Annotated in this window: 13 protein-coding genes and 1 tRNA gene; 11 read left to right on the plus strand and 3 right to left on the minus strand. The window is 65.1% G+C overall.

Going from position 1 to position 19,850, the window contains the following annotated elements; all coding sequences use genetic code 11:
• Positions 1 to 3 precede the first annotated feature (3 nt).
• From WDM91_17555 to WDM91_17565, 3 genes are all read right to left on the minus strand, one after another.
• Positions 4 to 1,008: a hypothetical protein gene (locus WDM91_17555; GenBank protein ID MEI9996408.1), complete on the minus strand. Its 1,005-nt coding sequence runs from the start codon at positions 1,006 to 1,008 to the stop codon at positions 4 to 6.
• Positions 1,001 to 2,323 carry a hypothetical protein gene (locus WDM91_17560; GenBank protein ID MEI9996409.1) on the minus strand — a complete coding sequence of 441 codons (1,323 nt, stop codon included), beginning with the start codon at positions 2,321 to 2,323 and terminating at the stop codon, positions 1,001 to 1,003. Before WDM91_17560 ends, WDM91_17555 begins: the two co-directional genes overlap by 8 nt.
• A 111-nt stretch (positions 2,324 to 2,434) precedes the next feature.
• Positions 2,435 to 2,511, minus strand: a tRNA-Met gene (locus WDM91_17565).
• A gap of 203 nt (positions 2,512 to 2,714) precedes the next feature.
• On the opposite strand from WDM91_17565, the gene WDM91_17570 reads away from it, so the two are divergent.
• The 11 genes from WDM91_17570 (at position 2,715) to WDM91_17620 (ending at position 19,842) form a co-directional block, all read left to right on the plus strand.
• Complete coding sequence (locus WDM91_17570; GenBank protein MEI9996410.1) at positions 2,715 to 3,629, plus strand: DUF3034 family protein; 915 nt, start codon at positions 2,715 to 2,717, stop codon at positions 3,627 to 3,629.
• A 2-nt stretch (positions 3,630 to 3,631) separates the two neighbouring features.
• Positions 3,632 to 4,081 carry a group 1 truncated hemoglobin gene (locus WDM91_17575; protein ID MEI9996411.1) on the plus strand — a complete coding sequence of 150 codons (450 nt, stop codon included), beginning with the start codon at positions 3,632 to 3,634 and terminating at the stop codon, positions 4,079 to 4,081.
• A complete protein-coding gene (locus WDM91_17580) occupies positions 4,078 to 4,401 on the plus strand; it encodes a plastocyanin/azurin family copper-binding protein (GenBank protein MEI9996412.1) in 324 nt (107 codons plus the stop codon). The genes WDM91_17575 and WDM91_17580 overlap by 4 nt, the downstream gene beginning before the upstream one ends.
• Positions 4,402 to 4,502: 101 nt before the next feature.
• A complete protein-coding gene (locus WDM91_17585; protein MEI9996413.1) occupies positions 4,503 to 6,359 on the plus strand; it encodes an ATP-binding protein in 1,857 nt (618 codons plus the stop codon).
• A gap of 145 nt (positions 6,360 to 6,504) precedes the next feature.
• On the plus strand, positions 6,505 to 11,145 hold the full coding sequence (gltB, locus tag WDM91_17590; GenBank protein MEI9996414.1) for a glutamate synthase large subunit: 4,641 nt from the start codon (positions 6,505 to 6,507) through the stop codon (positions 11,143 to 11,145).
• A gap of 2 nt (positions 11,146 to 11,147) precedes the next feature.
• Positions 11,148 to 12,599, plus strand: coding sequence for a glutamate synthase subunit beta (locus tag WDM91_17595; GenBank protein MEI9996415.1), 1,452 nt, complete (start codon positions 11,148 to 11,150; stop codon positions 12,597 to 12,599).
• Positions 12,600 to 12,711: 112 nt separating this feature from the next.
• The gene (locus WDM91_17600; protein ID MEI9996416.1) at positions 12,712 to 15,552 is read left to right on the plus strand and encodes an insulinase family protein; all 2,841 of its coding nucleotides are present in this window, start codon (positions 12,712 to 12,714) and stop codon (positions 15,550 to 15,552) included.
• A 165-nt stretch (positions 15,553 to 15,717) separates the two neighbouring features.
• Positions 15,718 to 16,929, plus strand: coding sequence for an acyl-CoA dehydrogenase family protein (locus WDM91_17605; protein ID MEI9996417.1), 1,212 nt, complete (start codon positions 15,718 to 15,720; stop codon positions 16,927 to 16,929).
• Between the two features lie 56 nt (positions 16,930 to 16,985).
• Positions 16,986 to 17,228, plus strand: coding sequence for a hypothetical protein (locus WDM91_17610; GenBank protein MEI9996418.1), 243 nt, complete (start codon positions 16,986 to 16,988; stop codon positions 17,226 to 17,228).
• 91 nt (positions 17,229 to 17,319) lie between these two features.
• Positions 17,320 to 18,537 carry an acyl-CoA dehydrogenase family protein gene (locus WDM91_17615; GenBank protein ID MEI9996419.1) on the plus strand — a complete coding sequence of 406 codons (1,218 nt, stop codon included), beginning with the start codon at positions 17,320 to 17,322 and terminating at the stop codon, positions 18,535 to 18,537.
• Between the two features lie 177 nt (positions 18,538 to 18,714).
• Positions 18,715 to 19,842 carry an acyl-CoA dehydrogenase family protein gene (locus tag WDM91_17620; protein ID MEI9996420.1) on the plus strand — a complete coding sequence of 376 codons (1,128 nt, stop codon included), beginning with the start codon at positions 18,715 to 18,717 and terminating at the stop codon, positions 19,840 to 19,842.
• The last annotated feature ends 8 nt before the right edge of the window (positions 19,843 to 19,850 follow it).

Genomic DNA, 19,850 nt, shown 5'->3' on the forward strand with positions numbered 1-19,850 from the left:
CCGTCACCAACGCCAACTCCGCGCGCGACTTCCCTTAACGCCCCGGAGGAATGCGGCTGTGGCGCGGTCGCCGAAACCGTCGGGCAAGTCGAAAACCAAGTTGATGTCATGATTGCCACTAGGCGCATCGTCAGCAAAGATTTGGGCCATTTCCTGAGGAATGCGATACACGACGCGAAAAAAGCGCGCACCCGCACCGATCAAGATCGACCGATACTCTTTGAACGATTGAGGCAGCGTTGCGAACCTTACTGTCTCTTCCCATTCAAGTAGCCGTTCGCAGGACTCCGCGAGCAAATTGCATGTACTGAGAATTTTCAGCTCATCGCCGGGCGTGCCCGGTGGACCAAAAGCTTCCGCAAGTTCGACAGTCGCAAGTTTTTTCAACGCGCCGATCTGTCCCACGAGATCATCCATTCGCGCCCGATTCCAATCGGCCATCTGTTCGGCAGCGACGACCACATACGGCTTAGCATAAAGGCCCTGATCAATCGCCGCCATGCGCTTCTGTATGCGACCGAGACCGGTTCGGAGGAGTTCAATCGCTAGCTTGAACTCCCAGTGCTCGGGCTTGTCGATAACGATTTGCTGCGCGAGGTAGCTGGCGTCCTTGAATGCCGCAAGTTGGCGATCAAGTATGCGCTGTCGGACAATTTCACTCCGTTGACCTATCTGTTCGGCTACATGCCTTTCATGGCCGCGTCGCCATTCAAACAAGACGTCGGCGGGAAACCTCCCGGCGTCGGCGTCCGCGAGCTTATGACAATTTCGGCAGAGCCAAATCGCATTCGTGCTGTCCGCGCGCTCCGCGTTGGTCATCTCTTTGCGGTAACGAGCGGAGGCGGGCAGCCGTCCGTAGATGTGCGCCGCTTCACCGATCGTCACTGAACGGTCAGAGACATCCGCGGGACCTGACGTAAGCGCGCCGCAATCGGGATTCGAACAGAGGTTTCCTGCTCGCTTCGTTAGTGTTTCAATGGTCTGTTTTGAGAATTCGCCGTCAGCCATACGCCGATTGTAGTTCCGGTTCTGCTTCCTGACTATCCTGCCCGTTCTCAGTCTTAGGCGATGCACGCTTGCGAAGAACATTTATTGCCGCAGCATCAAGGGTGTTCTTGATGTGCGCCGCATAGAATTTCTCGATCATCTCTACCGAGGTACGGCAGTTCTTCGCCACCTGATAGATGTCCGCACCCTCCATGAGCCGCATGCAGATGTAGGTATGGCGGAGGCTATATGCCGTGCGCCGGTTGTCGTCGCGGTCGAGTTTGAGCGTCGCTCTGCGCAGCACGCCGTTAAAGAGCTTCACGTGATTACCGGGGAAGACGTGATCGGTCGGCTGCGGGTATTTCGGCTCCAAGGCCCTCTTTGCTTTGCCGCTCGGTTCCTCCACGTCCTGCGGCTTGGCACGCGCAAGCAAGCGTCGATACGGGTAGACGGCGTTCGGCATGCTCTTGCAGTACCCGACACCGCGCTTGCCGCGAACCTCGATTTCAAGGATTTCCTTGCCTGTTGCTTCGTCGGTCACGATCTGAACGTCGCGGTGCTGCAAGTTCTTCGCTTCATCCGGCCGAAGCCCGGTGTTGGCGATGATCAGCACGAAGTCATGCACCTGCTCCGCCGCCCACCGGTCTATCTCGCGGAACGGCTTCTTCGCGTACTCGCCAGTCGCCTTGTAGAACGCGACGTACTCCTCGGGGCTGAACCACGGGCGATGCACGATCTTGCCCTGGGTCTTATACGGCGGCGACAGGTCGGGCAGGTGATCAAGCCAGCGGTGGCGAACGGCGGTCTTTAGTACCTGCCGGAGCGTGACAACCTCATCATGAAGCGTGCTGCGGGCCAGGAGCTTGGGCTTCTCCTCAGGCGTACCGTCGCGCTTTGCCTTCTCCTTCACGCGCTTCAGTTCGCGCTCCTTCACCTCTGCCATGCGATGCGCGCGGTATTCCTGCACGGTACCAGCCGTGATTTCGGTGAGGGCCTTGTTGCCGAAGTACGGGAGGAGGTGGAGGCGAAGGCGATCTTTGTGCCCTTGCACCCATTTGGGGCTCCGTTGCCCTTCGGTGATGGCCTCGTATTCTTTCTCGAACTGGTCAGCCGCGATGTGGAAGGGCTTGGCGACCGACAGCAGCCCAGCGCGCTCCTTGCCGCGAAGCGAGAGATACCAATCTTCCGCGAACTCCTTTGCAAGCCCGAGGCTGTCGTGCTTCGTGCTCTGCCGCCACTCTTTGCCTTTGAGATACGTCGAGCATTGCCAGTAGCGACCGTCGCCACGCCTATAGACGTGAAGCTTGCCGCCCATCAGATCGTGCCATTCGGACATCCCTCGACCTCCTCGGCGCACGAAACTCGCGTGCGAGAATGTGTGAGTCTTGTGCGAGGGATTCTGAACGAAAAAACGGGCTAGAGGAATCCTCTAACCCGTTGTTTTCATTGGTTGCGGGGACAGGATTTGAACCTGTGACCTTCAGGTTATGAGCCTGACGAGCTACCGGGCTGCTCCACCCCGCGTCATAGGGCCTTCGCAGTGGCGAAGGGTGCGCGGATATAGGCCATCGCCTCCGGCCTGTCTACCCCCGGCAGGCCACGCATCCCACCGCCGCCGCCGGTCGTTGTGACCGTGCGGCCGGGCCGATTTCGCCAGATTTTATAATCGCTTAACCTCGCCACCTATAGGGTGCCCGGTCCGTGTCTCGCACCGGAAGGACCTATCCTTGTCGCTGTCCCGCGCCTTCCTCGCGTCCGCGCTTGTCGCGGGCACGGCCATAGCCGCCTCGACCGCCCACGCCGAAGACGGCGGCGGGATGCTCGACAAGGGGCTGGCGCTGTTCGACAGCGGCAAGCTGCTCGCGACCGGCGGTGTCAGCACCGTCGAGGGGGCCGGCGGCGGCGGTCTGGCGAGCTGGGCGACGATCACCGGCTACGGCTCGCGCGACGGCATCGGCATCGACGCGCATTACACCTATGTCGGCTTGCCCGACTACAACCTGCAGGCACCCGGCATCGCGATCGGCATCCTGGACCGGGTGGAGCTCTCCTATGCCTGGGCTGCGTTCGACACGCAGCAGACAGGCGCCGCGCTGGGGCTCGGCAAGGGCTTCACGTTCCACGAGAACATCGTCGGGCTGAAGGTGAAGCTTTTCGGCGACGCGGTCTATGATCAGGATTCCTGGTGGCCGCAGGTCGCCGCCGGCCTTCAATATAAAAGCAACGACCGCGGCGCGGTCATCGCGGCGATCGGCGGACGGTCGTCCGACGGCGTCGATTTCTACCTTTCCGGCACCAAGCTGTTCCTGGCGCAGAGCCTGCTCGTCGACGCCACGTTGCGCGAAACCCGTGCCAACCAGTTCGGCATCCTCGGCTTCGGCGGCGACAAGGACGACGGCTATTCCACGCAATTCGAAGGTTCGGCCGCCTATCTGTTCAGCCGCAATTTCGCAGTCGGCGCCGAATACCGCACCAAGCCCGACAATCTCTCCATCGCGCGTGAGGACAATGCCTTCGACGTCTTCGCCGCCTATTTCCTCGACAAGAACGTCTCGTTGACGCTGGCCTATGCCGATCTGGGCAATATCGTGCTCCATGACGGGCAGCACGGCATCTATCTCTCGCTGCAAGGAGGGCTGTGACCATGCACAGGCTCGCGATCCACGCCCTTCGCGCCGTCGTGCTGGCTTGCGCCGTGACCGCGCTTGCCGCGCGGATCGGCCCCGCCTTCGCGGCGGACGACGCGCTCTACCGCGACCTCGGCGACCGCGAAGGCATTGCGACCATCGCGAAATACACCACCGCGAATCTCCTGGCCGATCCGCGCACCAGGACGACCTTCGACAACACCAATATGGAGCGCTTCGAGAGGCTGCTCTCCGACCAGTTCTGCGTCGTGGCCGGCGGACCGTGCACCTACAAGGGCCGCTCGATGCGGGAGGCGCACAAGGCACTCGGCCTGCGCAATGCCGACTTCAACGCAGTGGTCGAGGACCTGCAGGACGCGATGGACAAGGCCGGCATCCCGTTCGCCGTGCAGAACCGCTTTCTCGCCCGGCTGGCACCGATGCAGCACGACGTCGTGACCAAATGATCCGGCGCCATGCCCTGGTCGCCGCCGCGATGTTCTCGCTCGGCGGCGTCGTGGGGTTTGCCGACGACAGCCACACGATCGTGCAGAACGGGCGCGCCTTCCACCCGGCAGAGGTGACGATCGCGCCGGGCGAGACGCTGACCTTCGCCAATCGCGACGCGTTCATCCATCAGATCTACGTCAAATCGGATGCGCTGAATTTCGATTCCGACGAGCAGCCGCCGGGCGAGGATGTCCTGCTGAAATTCCCCGCGGCGGGAACTTTCGAGGTGCACTGCCACATCCACCCCAAGATGGCCTTGATTGTCCACGTGAAATAGGCGGGCTCCGTCACCGTGCGCTTAAGGCTCCGGCAACCACAGGGCCGTCAAACTCGCCCCGAAATCCTCGAGTTCGCCCGCAACGCCGGGCGCCTGCGCCCATGGTCGTGTTCCGCAAGTCCATCGGCGCGATCCTGTTCGGCGCCTTCTTCGCGATCTGCATCATCATAGCGGTGCAGGGCTATTTCGGATTCAGCGTGCTCAGGGCTGCGGGCCAGATCGTGGTCGACACCTTCGACCGCCCCTTGATGGCGGTGAACTATGCCCGTGCCGCCAATTTCGACTTCGCACAGATCGAGCGCAAGGAGCTGGAGCGCGACCGTGCCTCGCGTCCGGAGCGCGCCCGTCTGGAATCGGAGATCGATGCGCTGGCCTCCACCTTCGAAGACGACCTGGGCGTGGCGGAGGACCGTTCGGACGAAGCCGACGAGCGCAAGCAGATCGAGACCATCAAGACCCTGGTCAAGCAGTGGAGCGTTGCGCGCAGGGCCGGCGACGATGCGGCGATGGCCGCACTGTCGGAAAAGATCGACGGCGCCTTCGACCTGCTGATCGAGTTCAACACCGATCACAGCTTTGTCGCCCGGCGCCAGGCGGTGAGCGCGATCTCGCGCTTCGGATATGTGCTTGTCGGCGGCATGGTCGCAGCGTTGTTCCTGGCCTTCGCGATCACCGTGCTCCTGTCGCGCCGCATCGGCCGGCCGCTGGCGCAGGCCGCGGCAGCCGCCGACCGCATCGCGCGCGGCGCGTTCGACACGCCGCTGCCGCCGGGCGGCTTGCGCGAGACGGACGCGCTGCTCCGTTCCATGGCCGTGATGCAGGACAATATCCGGGCCATGGTCGAGCGCGAGACGCGGCGCGCGGCCTCGGCCGAGGTGCGCCTGACGGACGCGCTGGAGACCTCCGACGAAGGCGTGATGCTGGTCGGCGCCGACGGCCGCGTCGTGACCGTGAACAGCCAGCTCAAGGCGTTCTTTCCGGAGGCGGCCGGGCTTGGTCCCGGCGCGTCCTTCGCCGGGCTGCTGCAGCAATACGAAGTCAGGTTTCCCGAGCGTCCGGGTGCCAATGCCATCGTCACGGCGCATGGCGTCGCCGGCGAGCAGAGGCTGCCGGACGGACGCTGGGTCCGCATCACGGTCTGCCCGACCAGCGATGGCGGCCGGATCATCTTCGTGAGCGACTTCACGGAAATCAAGGAACGCGAACAGAGCTACAAGCAGGCCAAGAAGGAAGCCGAAGCGGCCAGCGCGGCCAAGTCGCGTTTCCTCGCCAATATGAGCCACGAACTGCGCACGCCGCTCAATGCCATCATCGGTTTCTCGGAAGTGCTTTCCGGCCAAGTCTTCGGGACGCTGGGCAACCCACGCTATGTCGAATATTCCAGCGACATCATGCGGGCCGGCCGCCATCTGCTGGCGGTGATCAATTCCGTGCTCGACCTCTCCAAGAGCGAGGCGGGCAAGATGGAGCTGCGGCCCCAATCGGTCGACCTTGCCGATGTGCTGGGCGAGTGCGTCCGGATGATCGAGGAGCAATGCCGCGAGGCCCGCCTGCACTTCGTCCTGTGCGGGCTCGATCGCGAGCTGCCGGTGATGGGCGAAGGCGCGAAGCTGCGGCAGATCTTCCTCAACCTGCTGTCGAACGCGGTCAAATTCACCGAAGCCGGGGGCACGGTGGAGCTGAGCGCCGCCGACGACGGACAGACGGTCGCCGTCACCGTCGCCGACACCGGAATCGGCATGTCCCCGCACGACGTGCAGGTGGCGCTTACGCCGTTCGGTCAGGTCGACAGCCGGCTGGAACGAAAATATGAGGGCACCGGCCTGGGCCTGCCGCTGGCGAAAAGCTTCGTCGACCTGCATGGCGGCGTGCTGGACATCGAGAGCGTGGCCGGCCATGGCACGAAGATCACCGTGCGGCTGGCCCGCCGCTCGGCCACGGAAGAAGCCGCCGCCTGACGGCACGGACCCGCACCGAACGCTCAACAGGCATGTATTGCAGCGCGGCAATTTCGCATTTTGCCCCCGCGAAATTTATGGTCTACTGGACTGCTGAAAGAGCACGTTGATTGCTCTGCTCTATTGGGTTTGGGTTTGAAGCGCGATGTCCGGACTGCCGCCGAAACAGGGTCTATACGACCCCCGCAATGAGCACGACTCGTGCGGTGTTGGCTTCGTCGCCAACATCAAGGGCGAAAAATCCAATGAAATCATTGCCCAAGGCCTTCAGCTTCTCATCAATCTCGATCACCGCGGCGCCGTGGGTGCCGACCCTTTGGTTGGCGATGGCGCTGGCTGCCTAATTCAGACGCCTGACGCTTTATTGCGCGACTGGGCAAAAGGGGCGGGCGTCGAACTTCCGGCTCCGGGTCATTATGCCGTGGCGATGTGCTTCCTGCCGCCGGAGGCCAAGGCGCGCGACATCGTCGTCAAGCAGTTCGAGCGCTTCATCAAGAACGAGGGGCAGCGCCTGATCGGCTGGCGCGACGTGCCCGTCGATCCGACCGGGCTGGGCCAGACCGTCCTCGACCAGATGCCGCTGATCCGCCAGGCGATCGTCGGGCACGGTCCGGAGGTCAAGGACCAGGACACCTTCGAGCGCAAGCTGCTGGCGATCCGCAAGCAGACCCAGAATCCGCTCCAGGCGCTCGCCAAGCGCCACAAGCTGCCGAGCATCGAGCAATTCTATATGCCGTCCTTCTCGACCCGCACCGTGGTCTATAAGGGCCTGTTGCTGGCGCCGGACGTCGGCCGTTTCTATGTCGATCTCAAGAACCCGCTGACCAAGTCGGCGATCGCGCTGGTGCACCAGCGCTTCTCGACCAACACCTTCCCATCCTGGAAGCTGGCGCACCCCTACCGCTTCATCGCCCATAATGGCGAGATCAACACGGTGCGCGGCAACGTCAACTGGATGAATGCGCGCCGCCGCACCATGGAGTCGGATCTTCTGGGTCCCGACCTCGACAAGATGTGGCCGCTGATCCCGCACGGCCAGTCCGACACCGCCAGCCTCGACAACGCGCTCGAATTGCTGATCGCGGGCGGCTATCCCATCGCCCATGCGGTGATGATGCTGATCCCGGAGGCGTGGGCCGGCAACAAGCAGATGGATGTGCGCCGCCGCGCCTTCTACGAATACCATGCCGCGCTGATCGAGCCATGGGACGGCCCAGCCTCCATCGCCTTCACCGACGGCCGCCAGATCGGCGCGACGCTCGACCGCAACGGCCTGCGTCCGGCGCGCTTCATCGTCACCGACGATGATGTCTGCATCCTCGCCTCCGAATCCGGCGTGCTGCCGGTGCCGGACGAGAAGATCGTGCGCAAATGGCGCCTCCAGCCGGGCAAGATGCTGCTGATCGACCTCGAAGAGGGCCGCATCATCGAGGACGAGGAGATCAAGCAGAAGCTCTCCGACGCCAAGCCCTATGAGGAATGGCTGAAGAAGACCCAATTCAAGCTCGAAGACCTCGAAGACATGCCGGAGGAGCAGTCGGCGCCGTCCAACGACGCGTCCGCCCTGCTCGATCGCCAGCAGGCCTTCGGCTACACGCAGGAGGACATTCAGTTCTTCCTCGAGCCGATGGCGCAAGCGGGCGACGATCCCATCGGCTCGATGGGCACCGACACGCCGCTGGCCGTGCTCTCCAAGAAACCCAAGCTGCTCTACAATTATTTCAAGCAGAATTTCGCCCAGGTCACCAATCCGCCGATCGACCCGATCCGCGAGGAATTGGTGATGAGCCTGGTCTCGATGATCGGGCCGCGCCCCAATCTCTACGGCCGCCAGGCCGGCGTGCACAAACGGCTCGAAGTCGCGCAGCCGGTGCTGACCAATGCCGATCTCGAGAAGATCCGCTCCATCGAGACGCTGCTCGACGGCGCTTTCCGCACCATGACGCTCGACATCACGTGGGACGCCGCCGAAGGCGCGGCGGGGTTGGAGAAGGCGGTCGAGCGGATCTGCAACGAGGCCGTGAATGCCGTCCTGCTCGACGCCAACATCCTGATCCTGTCGGACCGCGCGGTCTCGTCCGAGCGCATCGCGGTGCCGGCCCTGCTCGCGACCGCGGCGGTGCATCACCACCTCGTCCGGCTCGGCCTGCGCATGCAGACCGGCCTGGTGCTGGAGACCGGCGAGGCGCGCGAGGTGCATCACTTCTGCGCGCTTGCGGGCTATGGCGCCGAAGCGATCAATCCCTATCTCGCCTTCGAGACGCTGGAGCAGATCCGCGTCCAGCGCGGGCTGAAGCTCAAGCCCTATGACGTTCAGAAGAACTACATCAAGGCGATCGGCAAGGGCGTGCTGAAGGTGATGTCCAAGATGGGCATCTCGACCTACCAGTCCTATTGCGGGGCGCAGATCTTCGACGCGGTCGGCCTGTCGTCGGCCTTCGTCGAGAAATACTTCACCGGCACCGCGACCACGATCGAAGGCATCGGCATCAAGGACGTCGCGGCGGACGGCGTGCGCCGGCATCGCGACGCCTATGGCGACAACCCGATCTATCGCTCCATGCTGGACGCCGGCGGCGACTACGCCTTCCGCCTGCGCGGCGAAGACCACGCCTGGACGCCGGAATCGGTCTCGAAGCTGCAACACGCGGTGCGCGGCAACCTGCCGGACGACTACAAGGTCTTCGCGCAAAGCATCAACGAGCAGAGCGAGCGGCTGCTCACCCTCCGCGGCCTGATGCGGTTCAAATTCGCCGACAAGCCGATCCCGCTCTCCGAGGTCGAACCGGCGGCGGAGATCGTCAAGCGCTTCTCCACCGGCGCGATGAGCTTCGGCTCCATCTCGCGCGAGGCGCACACCACGCTCGCCATCGCGATGAACCGCATCGGCGGCCGTTCCAACACGGGCGAGGGCGGCGAGGAATCGGACCGCTATGTGCCGCTCCCGAATGGCGATTCGATGCGTTCGAAGATCAAGCAGGTCGCCTCCGGCCGCTTCGGCGTCACCGCCGAATATCTCGTCAACGCCGACGACATCCAGATCAAGATGGCGCAGGGCGCCAAGCCCGGCGAGGGCGGCCAGCTTCCCGGCCACAAGGTCGACAAGAACATCGCCAAGGTGCGTCACGCGACGCCGGGCGTCGGGCTGATCTCGCCGCCGCCGCACCACGACATCTATTCCATCGAGGACCTGGCGCAGCTCATACGCGACCTCAAGAGCGTCAATGAAGAGGCGCGCATCTCGGTCAAGCTGGTCTCGGAAGTGGGCGTCGGCACCGTCGCGGCCGGTGTCGCCAAATGCCGCGCCGACCATGTGACGATCTCCGGCTTCGAAGGCGGCACCGGCGCCTCACCGTTGACCTCGTTGACCCATGCCGGCTCGCCGTGGGAGATCGGCTTGTCCGAGACCCAGCAGACGCTGGTCCTCAACGGCTTGCGCGGCCGCATCGCGGTGCAGGTCGATGGCGGGCTGCGCACCGGCCGCGATGTCGCGATCGGCGCGCTGCTCGGCGCCGATGAGTTCGGCTTCGCCACCGCGCCGCTGATCGCCGCCGGCTGCATCATGATGCGCAAATGCCATCTGAACACCTGCCCGGTCGGCGTCGCGACCCAGGATCCGGTGCTGCGCAAGCGCTTCACCGGCCAGCCCGAGCATGTGATCAACTACTTCTTCTTCGTCGCCGAAGAGCTGCGCGAGATCATGGCCCAGCTCGGCTTCCGCAAGCTGGCGGAGATGACGGGCCGTTCCGACCGGCTCGACATGGTCGAGGCAATCGGCCACTGGAAGGCCAAGGGCATCGATCTTTCGCGCCTGCTCCATCAGCCGACGCCCAAGCCCGGCATCGCGATCTATCAGGTCGAGCAGCAGAACCACGATCTCAAGACCGTGCTCGACCGCGACCTGATCGAGGCGGCGCGGCCGGCGATCGAGAGCGGCCAGCCGGTGCGGATCGAGCGCGGCATCCGCAATCTCGACCGCACGGTCGGTGCGATGCTGTCGGGCCAGGTGGCGCGCCGCCACGGCCATGCCGGCCTGCCCGAAGACACCATCGTGGTGCGCTTCACCGGCACCGCCGGACAAAGCTTCGGCGCCTTCCTGTCGCGCGGCGTCAGCCTGGAGCTCACCGGCGACTCCAACGACTATGTCGGCAAGGGCCTCAGCGGCGGCCGCGTCGTGGTGCGCCAGCCCAAGCCGACGCGGCGCGAGCCGACCGAGAACATCATCGTCGGCAACACCGTGCTCTACGGCGCCATCGCGGGCGAAGCCTATTTCGAAGGCGTGGCGGGAGAGCGCTTCGCGGTGCGCAATTCCGGCGCCGTCGCCGTGGTCGAAGGCACCGGCGATCACGGCTGCGAGTATATGACCGGCGGCGTCGTGGTGGTGCTTGGCAAGACCGGACGCAATTTCGCCGCCGGCATGTCGGGCGGCATCGCCTATGTCTACGACGTCGAGGGCAGGTTCGCCGAGCGCTGCAACCAGGCCATGGTCCGGCTGGAGCCTATCGCGGCCGCGCCCGCCGGCGAGGACCCCGACGCGCCGCGCCAGCGGTCCGTCAGCGCCGTCGACAGCGGCATGGGCGATCCCCTGCGCTTCGACGCGGAACGGCTGCGCATCCTGGTCGAGCGGCACCATCTCTATACCGGCAGCGCGCGGGCGAAGGAGATCCTCGACAATTGGGACGCAGCGCTCTCGCGCTTCGTCAAGGTCATGCCGTCCGATTACGCCAAGGCGCTGGCGGATCTGCGGCGCGAAAAGACGGCTCTCGACGCCGTGGCGGCGGAATAGACATGGCGAACCCGAGCGGATTCCTCGAAATCGAGCGCCACGACCGCGGCTACGAGAAGCCGGCGGAGCGCACGCACAACTATCGCGAATTCGTCCGTCCGCTGCCCTATACCGAGGTGCAGCAGCAGGCGTCGCGCTGCATGGATTGCGGCATCCCCTATTGCCACAATGGCTGCCCGGTCAACAATCTGATCCCCGACTGGAACAACCTCGTCTATCGCGATGGCTGGCGCACCGCGCTCGAGACGCTGCATTCGACGAACAATTTCCCGGAGTTCACCGGCCGCGTCTGCCCGGCGCCCTGCGAGGCGTCCTGCACGCTCAACATCACCGACAATCCGGTCACGATCAAAACCATCGAATGCCAGATCGTCGACCGCGGCTGGGAGGAAGGCTGGATCCAGCCGCAGCTTCCGATCCGCAAGACGGGCAAGAACGTCGCCGTGGTCGGCTCCGGCCCCGCGGGGCTCGCGGCCGCGCAACAGCTCGCGCGCGCCGGGCACGGCGTGACGGTGTTCGAGAAGAGCGACCGCATCGGCGGGCTCCTCCGCTACGGCATTCCCGACTTCAAGATGGAGAAGCATCTCATCGACCGCCGCATGCGGCAGATGGAGGCCGAGGGCGTCCATTTCCAGGCGGGCGTCGAGATCGGCGCCGGCCGCTCGGTGACGCAGCTGCTGCAGGACTACGATGCGGTGGTGATGTCCGGCGGCGCCGAGCTGCCGCGCGATCTCGACATCGAAGGCCGCACGCTGGAGGGCATCCATTTCGCGATGGACTTCCTCACCCAGCAGAACAAGCGCGTTGCGGGCGACCCGGAGTCGAAAGCCGCGCCGGCCGGCACGATCTCCGCCAAAGGCCTGCATGTCGTCGTGATCGGCGGCGGCGATACGGGTTCGGACTGCATCGGCACATCGAACCGCCATGGCGCCGCCTCGGTGACCCAACTCGAGATCATGCCCAAACCGCCGGTGAAGGAGAACAAGGCGCTCACCTGGCCCGACTGGCCGCTCAAGCTGCGCACCTCGTCGAGCCATGAGGAAGGCGCCGAACGCGACTTCTCGGTGGTGACACGGCGCGCGATCGGCGAGAACGACAAGGTCGTGGCGCTGGAATGCGTTCGCGTCGAATGGGTGAAAGGCGCCGACGGCCGCACCGAGATGCGCGAAGTCGAAGGCAGCAGTTTTCTTCTCAAGGCCGATCTCGTCCTGCTCGCCATGGGCTTTCTCAGCGCCCGGCATAACGGCCTGGTGGCGCAATCCGGCGCGGCCGTCGACGGCCGCGGCAACGTCAAGGCCAATACGCTGGACTACAAGACCACCGTGCCCAAGGTCTTCTCCTGCGGCGACATGCGCCGCGGCCAGTCGCTGGTGGTCTGGGCGATCCGCGAAGGCCGCCAGGCGGCGCGCGCGGTGGACGAGTTCCTGATGGGATCCTCGGAACTGCCGCGTTAACGCCCCATTCTGACGTTCTATTTATCTTGCCGGGCTTGAACCGGGCGCGGCGGCTCGCGACTATCGTGGCGTCGGTACAGGCTCATACGCTGTTCTTGTCCAAGGACCTCTCATGACATGGCTTTCGCGCCAGGCGCTTGCTGCGCTCGCGGCTCTTTTTCTGTTGGCGCCCGCCGCACAGGCCGTCGTCCGCGCCACACCCTGGCCACAGAGCCACAGCGATCTTCCCGCCGATCCGGCGGTGCGCTTCGGCACCCTGCCCAACGGCATGCGCTATGCCATCAAGCGCAACACGACACCGGCCGGCGCGGTCTCGGTGCGGTTCCGCATCGCTGCGGGCTCGCTGATGGAGCGCGACGACGAGCAGGGCATCGCGCACATGCTCGAGCACATGGCCTTCCGCGGCTCGGTCCATGTCGCCGACGGCGACACGGTCAAGAAGCTGCAGAGCCTGGGGCTCGCCTTCGGCGCCGACACCAACGCGTTCACCGCCGCGACCCAGACGGTCTACTCCTTCGACATGCCCAAGAACGACGCGGAGTCGATCGACACCGCGCTGATGCTGATGCGGGAGATCGCGGGCGAACTGAATATCCGCCAGGAGGCGCTCGATACCGAGCGCAACGTGGTGCTCGCCGAGGCGCATCTACGCGATGTCCCGGTGTCGCATCTCGTCAAGTCGGGCTATGCTTTTCTCTATGGCGATCGCACAGCCGCGGCGCTGACGCCGATCGGGCGTGAGGACGTCATCGCGCATGCCACGCCCGAACTGGTCCGCGGCTTCTATCAAGCCTGGTACCGGCCGGAACGCGCGACCCTGCTGATCGTCGGCGATGTCGATCCGGCGCAGGTCGAAGCCAAGATCAAGACGCGCTTCTCGAACTGGCGGGCGAAAGCGCCGCCGCGCAAGGCCCCGCTGTACCGCCTTCCGGCGCAGCATCCCGACAAGGTCAAATTGTTCGACGAATCCGGGTCGCCGACCTATCTCATCTTCAGCTGGGCACGGCCCTTCGACGCCACGCCGGACAGCAAGGCGGTCGAGACGCGCGACGTGCTGCGCTTCATCGCGCTGGATGTGCTCAACCAGCGCCTCGCGGCCCTGGCGCACAGCGCCAATCCGCCCTTCATCGCGGCGTCCGCCAGCTATGAGAACATGGCCGACATCGCCGACGTGACCGAACTCGTGGTCAATTACCGCTCCGGCCAGGGCGTGGACGGGCTGAAGGCGGCCGAGCGCGCCTGGCGCGACATCGTCGCGCACGGCGTCCGGCAGGACGAGGTCGATCCGGTCGTCGCGCAATGGCGCACCTTTCTGCAGGACGCCGCCGCCGCGGCGGACAGCACGCAATCGACGCAGATGATCAATCTGCTGCTGCGCTCGGTCGACAAGAAGGATGTCTTCACCGCGCCGGCCGCCGATCTGGCGATGTATGGCGACATCGTCAAGGACCTGACCGCGGCGCGGGTCTCGCAGACGCTTCAATATCTTTTCGGCGGCGATGGCCCTCTCGTCTTCACCGCCAGCGGCGTGCCTTTCCCGGGCGGGGATGCCGCGGTGAGGTCTGCGCTGGCCGACGCCGACGCAGCCCCGCTTGCCGCCGGCGCGGCGGCAACGCTGCCGCCCTGGCCTTATACCGGCTATGGCAAGCCGGGGACGGTCGCGGCGACCTCGACGGTGGACGATCTCGGTGTGACCTTCGTGCGCTTCGCCAACGGCGTGACGCTGACGGTCAAGCCGACGGCGTTCCGCGCGGCGCAGATCCTGGTCGATGTGCGGCTCGGCGCCGGGCGGCTCGGCCTGCCGCGCGGCGCGGTGACGCCGGTCTGGGGCCTGGCCGGCTTCGTGCCGGGCGGCCTCAAGCGTTACGGCATCGACGACCTGCAGAAATACATGGCGGACAAATCCTGGGGCGCTTCGCTCTCGGTCGACGACGACGATTTCACCCTGCGCGGCCAGGCCCGATCGGGCGATCTGGACACGGAATTGCAGGTGCTCACGGCCTATGTAACCGACCCGGCCTGGGCGCCGCAGGCCTTCGGCCAGATGCAGGTCGGCTATGCCGGCAATTTCGAGATGACGCAGGCCTCGCCCGCCGCGGTCCTGTCGCGCGAATTCTACGGCCTGGTGCACGGCAACGATCCGCGCTGGCGCGCCCCAAGCCTCGCGGAAATCCAGGGCGCCACCTTGGACAACACCAAGGCGCTGCTCGCGCCGGCGCTGGCCAATGCCCCGATCGACATCGTGATGGTCGGCGACGTGACGGTGGAGCAGGCGATCCGGTCCGTCGCCGCCACCTTCGGCGCGTTGCCGCCGCGCCCGGATGCCGCGCCGCCGGCCGGCGACGAGCGCTTTCCGGCCCCGACGCCCGAGCCGGTGGTGCTGACGCATCGCGGCGCCGCCAACCAGGCCGTCGCGCTCATCGCCTTCCCGACCACGGGCCTTTTCCCCGACATGAAGCAGCAGCGCACGCTGCGGGTGCTGTCGGAGATCTTCTCCCAGCGCCTGCTGGACGAGCTGCGCACGCGCGAAGGCATCACCTACACACCCGGCGCTTCGAGCTATGCCTCGCTCTCGACGAAGGATTACGGCTTCCTCTATGCCAGGGCGCAGATTCCGCCCGACAAGCTCGCCGACTTCTATACCGAGGTCGATGCGGTCGCGGCCGACCTCGCCGCCAAGCCGGTAAGCTCCGACGAGCTCGAGCGCGCCCGCGGGCCGCGCATCGAGGACATCCAGAAGCAGCAGCAGACCAACGAGTACTGGGTCGCGCTGCTGGCAGGCGCGCAGCAGGAGCCGCGCCGGCTGGACGTGATCCGCAGCACCATCCCCGATCTCAAAAGCGTCACGGCGCAAGACGTCCAGAAGGCTGCGAAGGACTGGCTGAAGGACGACAAAGCCTACCGGCTGGTCGTCGTGCCTGCGGGCTTTACGCCGCCCAAGCTGCATCCGTGAGGTTCCAAGCCGCCGCAGTTATCGCTGCGGCAACATGGACTTGCGGTGCAGTGCCGGAATAGAGCCTATGCTTCGAACGGACGGTATGGAGACGTTGCACTCCTTCCATACACCGTTACAGTTGCAGCGTGCCGGGTCGTCAAGAACCCGGACGGGTGAGGACGAATGAGCGATCTCGAAGCATTCCGGACCGAAACGCGCGCCTGGCTGGAAGCCAATTGCCCACCCACCATGCGGGCCGGCGAGGTTTCGGTCACCGACGATGGCGACGACTCCATCTGGGGCGGCCGCCGCGCGACTTTCAAGAATCCGGATCAGAAGCTCTGGCTCGACCGCATGGCGGCCAAGGGCTGGACTGCGCCGACCTGGCCCAAGGAATATGGCGGCGGTGGGTTGTCGAGCGCTGAGGCCCGCGTGCTCGGCCAGGAGCTCGGCCGCCTCAAGGCGCGGCCGGCGCTGATGTCCTTCGGCATCTGGATGCTGGGCCCGGTGCTGCTCGAATATGCCAATGAAGAGCAGAAAAAGAGATTCCTGCCGCAGATCGTGCGCGGCGAAATCCGCTGGTGCCAAGGCTATTCGGAGCCGGGCGCCGGTTCCGACCTCGCGGGCCTGCGCACCCAGGCGGTCGACCAGGGCGACCACTACCTGATCAACGGTTCCAAGATCTGGACCTCCTACGCCGACAAGGCGGACTGGATCTTCTGCCTGGTCCGCACCGACAACACCAAGAAGCACGAAGGCATTTCCTTCCTGCTGTTCGACATGACCTCGCCGGGCGTCGAGCCGCGGCCGATCAAGCTGATCAGCGGCCAGAGCCCGTTCTGCGAGACCTTCTTCACCGACGTGAAGGTGCCCAAGGCGCAGCTCGTCGGAAAGCTCAATGGCGGCTGGGACATCGCCAAGCGGCTTCTGCAGTATGAGCGCCAGAACATCTCCGCGGGCGGTTTCGGCGGCGGGGGCGGTGGCGCCTACGATCTCGAGCACGCGGCGCTCGACTCTGTGGGCAAGAAGGACGACGGCCGCCTCGCCGACGCCGATCTGCGCGCCCGCATCACCGCGCACAAGATGGAGGCGCGCGCCTTCGCGCTGACCGTGCGCCGCGCCGAGGAAGAATCGAAGACCGGCAAGGGCCCGTCGGCCGCGACCTCGATCATCAAATACGCCGCCGCCAAGATAAACCAGGAGCGCACCGAGCTGATGGTGGAGGCTCTCGGCACCCAGGCGCTGGGCTGGGAGGGCGATTCCTACAAGCCCGGCGAGATCGCGGCGATGCGCGGCATGCTGCGCGCCAAGGGCAATTCGATCGAGGGCGGCACGTCCGAGGTGAACCTCAACGTCATCTCCAAGCGCGTGCTCGGCCTGATGGATCACCAATAAGGAGGATGCGCGAGACGGAGAGGCGCGTACCTCTCCGCCGCCACGGGGAGAAGCAGATGTCCGCTGCATTGGCCAACGATAGCGAGCTTGAATCCGTCCGTGCCGAAGTGCGCGCCTTCATCGATGCGCATTCTCCCAAATCGCTGAAGCGCAAGGACGGCCCGACTTATTCGGAGACCGAGCTGAACGCGACGCGCAACTGGCTCTCGGGCAAGGCGCAGCCGATCTATGGCGGCTCCAATGAAATCCAGAGCAATATCATCGCCAAAAGAATCTTGGGACTTCTCGATCACCAATGAGCGCAAAAGCGAATAGCGAATGGCGAATAGCGAGTAGGGTGCCCCTATTCGCCACTCGCCATTCGCTATTCGCTCTATGAAGGAAGAAAACATGAGTGCCGCTGCATCCGCCGACACCGACCTTGAAGCCTTTCGCGCCGAGGCGCGGGCCTGGATCGAGGCCAATTTCCCGCCCTCCCTGAAGGGCAAGAGCGCGATGATGCTGCGCGAGGATGGCGGCCCGGCAGACGGCGGCGACTTCGCCAAGTGGAAGAAGGCGATGGGCGACAAGGGCTGGGGCACGCCCACTTACCCGAAGCAATATGGCGGCGGTGGGCTCTCCACCCCGCAGGCCCGCATCGTGAACCAGGAGCTGAACCGCATCGGCGCGTTCAATCCGATCGGCGGCATGGGCGTGATGATGTTCGGGCCGACGCTGCTCGAATACGGCTCGGAGGAGCAGAAGAAGAAATATGTGCCGGGCATCGTGCAGGGCACGACCTGGTGGTGCCAGGGCTATAGCGAACCGGGCGCCGGCTCCGACCTCGCCTCATTGCGCACGCAATGCGTCGACAAGGGGGATCACTTCCTGGTCAACGGCCAGAAGGTCTGGACCTCCGGTGCGCAATACGCCGACATGTGCTTCGCGCTGGTCCGCACCGACAACACCAGGAAGCATGAGGGCATCTCGTTCCTGCTGATCGACATGAAATCGCCGGGCGTCGAAGTGCGCCCGATCAAGCTGATCTCCGGCAACTCGCCGTTCTGCGAGACCTTCTTCACCGACGTGAAGGTGCCGAAGGAAAACCTGATGGGTCCGCTCAATGGCGGCTGGACCATCGGCAAGCGCCTCTTGCAGTTCGAGCGCCAGGGCCTGGGCGGCGGCATCGCCGGCGGCGGCCTCAATCGCGGGGGCGAAACGCGCAGCCTCGACCAGGTGGCCAAGGCCTATGTCGGGGCCAACGACAATGGCGAGGTGGCCGACGCCGAATTGCGCGCCCGCATCACCAACCACCTGATGGACGCCCGCGCCTTCATGCTCACCGTGCAGCGCGCGATGGGCGAGGCCAAGGGCAATCAAGGCCCGTCGGCCACCACCTCGATCATGAAGAATGCCGGCTCGCGCATCGGCCAGGAGCGCGCCGAGCTGCTGATCGAGATGATGGGTTTCCAGGGCCTGGGCTGGGAAGGCGCCGGCTTCACCCGCGACGAGCTCGACACGGTGCGCGGCTGGCTCGGCGGCAAGGCCACGACGATCTATGGCGGCAGCCAGGAGATCCAGAACAACATCATCGCCAAGCGCATTTTGGGGTTGCTGGATCACCAATGAGGAATGCGCCGGCGCTTTCCTCCCCCGTGGTTACGGGGGAGGAGGACCATCGCGAAGCGATGGTGGAGGGGGCAGCCACCGCGCCAGCCCCCTCCGCCTCGCTTCGCTCGGCACCTCCCCCGTAACAACGGGGGAGGAAAAGTTGAAATCGGAACCGGAACGTTAGGGAAGAAAACAATGGCAGCCTTGAACGAAGAACAGACGATGATCCGCGACGGCGCGAAGTCGTGGGTGCAGGAGAAATCGCCGGTCACGGCGTTCCGCAAGCTGCGCGACAGCGGCAATGCGGACGGCTTCGACCGCGCCGCCTGGAAGGAAATGGCCGAGATGGGCTGGGCCGGCATCCTGGTGCCGGAAGAGTTCGGCGGCACAGGGCTGGGCTATCTGACGCTCGGCTTGGTGCTGGAAGAGACCGGCCGCACGCTGACCGCCTCGCCGCTGATCTCGACTGCGCTGACCGCGACCACCGCGCTGCTGCTGGCCGCGTCCGACGCGCAGAAGCAGACATACCTGCCTGCCATAGCCGAAGGAAAGCTGATCGCGACGCTCGCCGTCGACGAAGGCCCGCACCACGCGCCCGAGAAGATCGCGCTCGCCGGCACGACGTCGGGCGGCAAGGTGACGCTGAACGGCAAAAAGACTTTCGTGCTCGACGGCGGCACCGCGGATCTGATCATCGTGGCGGCTCGTACTTCGGGCAAGACGGGCGACAAGTCGGGCATCACGCTGGTGCTGGTCGACGGTGAGGCCGCAGGCCTGACGCGCGAGACGCTCAAGACTGTCGACTCGCGGGGCTATGCCAATCTCACCTTCAAGGATGTCGAAGGCGAAGTCCTCGGCACGCTCGGCCAGGGCTATGGCGTGCTCGAATCCACGCTGGACCGTGCCCGCGCCGGCCTCGCGGCCGAGATGCTGGGGCAGGCGATGCAGTCCTTCGACATCACGCTCGATTATCTCAAGACCCGCGAGCAGTTCGGCCAGAAGATCGGCACCTTCCAGGCGCTGCAGCACCGCGCTGCCAAGATGTTCACCGATCTCGAGCTCGGCCGCTCCTGCGTCGAAGGCGCGCTCGCCGCCATCGACCGCGACGCCAACGACGTGGCGCAGCTTGCCTCGCTGGCCAAGGCCAAGGTCGGCGATCTCGTCCATCTCGTATCGAACGAGATGGTGCAGATGCACGGCGGCATCGGCATGACCGACGCCCACGACGCGGGCCTCTATCTCAAGCGCGCCCGCGCCCAGGAAGCCACCTTCGGCGGCGCAAGCTACCACCGCGACCGCTACGCGACGCTGCTGGGGTATTAAGCGCCGGC

Origin of the sequence: Rhizomicrobium sp. (genome assembly GCA_037200385.1) — a bacterium.
GTDB lineage: Bacteria > Pseudomonadota > Alphaproteobacteria > Micropepsales > Micropepsaceae > Rhizomicrobium.

Bases quoted from the DNA above. Each gene is read 5' to 3' on its own strand.
- WDM91_17620 (MEI9996420.1), top strand. From the start codon at position 18,715: ATGGCAGCCTTGAACGAAGAACAGACGATGATCCGCGACGGCGCGAAG.
- WDM91_17600 (MEI9996416.1), top strand. From the start codon at position 12,712: ATGACATGGCTTTCGCGCCAGGCGCTTGCTGCGCTCGCGGCTCTTTTT.
- WDM91_17585 (MEI9996413.1), top strand. From the start codon at position 4,503: ATGGTCGTGTTCCGCAAGTCCATCGGCGCGATCCTGTTCGGCGCCTTC.
- WDM91_17580 (MEI9996412.1), top strand. From the start codon at position 4,078: ATGATCCGGCGCCATGCCCTGGTCGCCGCCGCGATGTTCTCGCTCGGC.
- WDM91_17560 (MEI9996409.1), bottom strand. From the start codon at position 2,323: ATGTCCGAATGGCACGATCTGATGGGCGGCAAGCTTCACGTCTATAGG.
- gltB (MEI9996414.1), top strand. From the start codon at position 6,505: ATGTCCGGACTGCCGCCGAAACAGGGTCTATACGACCCCCGCAATGAG.
- WDM91_17575 (MEI9996411.1), top strand. From the start codon at position 3,632: ATGCACAGGCTCGCGATCCACGCCCTTCGCGCCGTCGTGCTGGCTTGC.
- WDM91_17615 (MEI9996419.1), top strand. From the start codon at position 17,320: ATGAGTGCCGCTGCATCCGCCGACACCGACCTTGAAGCCTTTCGCGCC.
- WDM91_17610 (MEI9996418.1), top strand. From the start codon at position 16,986: ATGTCCGCTGCATTGGCCAACGATAGCGAGCTTGAATCCGTCCGTGCC.
- WDM91_17555 (MEI9996408.1), bottom strand. From the start codon at position 1,008: ATGGCTGACGGCGAATTCTCAAAACAGACCATTGAAACACTAACGAAG.
- WDM91_17605 (MEI9996417.1), top strand. From the start codon at position 15,718: ATGAGCGATCTCGAAGCATTCCGGACCGAAACGCGCGCCTGGCTGGAA.
- WDM91_17595 (MEI9996415.1), top strand. From the start codon at position 11,148: ATGGCGAACCCGAGCGGATTCCTCGAAATCGAGCGCCACGACCGCGGC.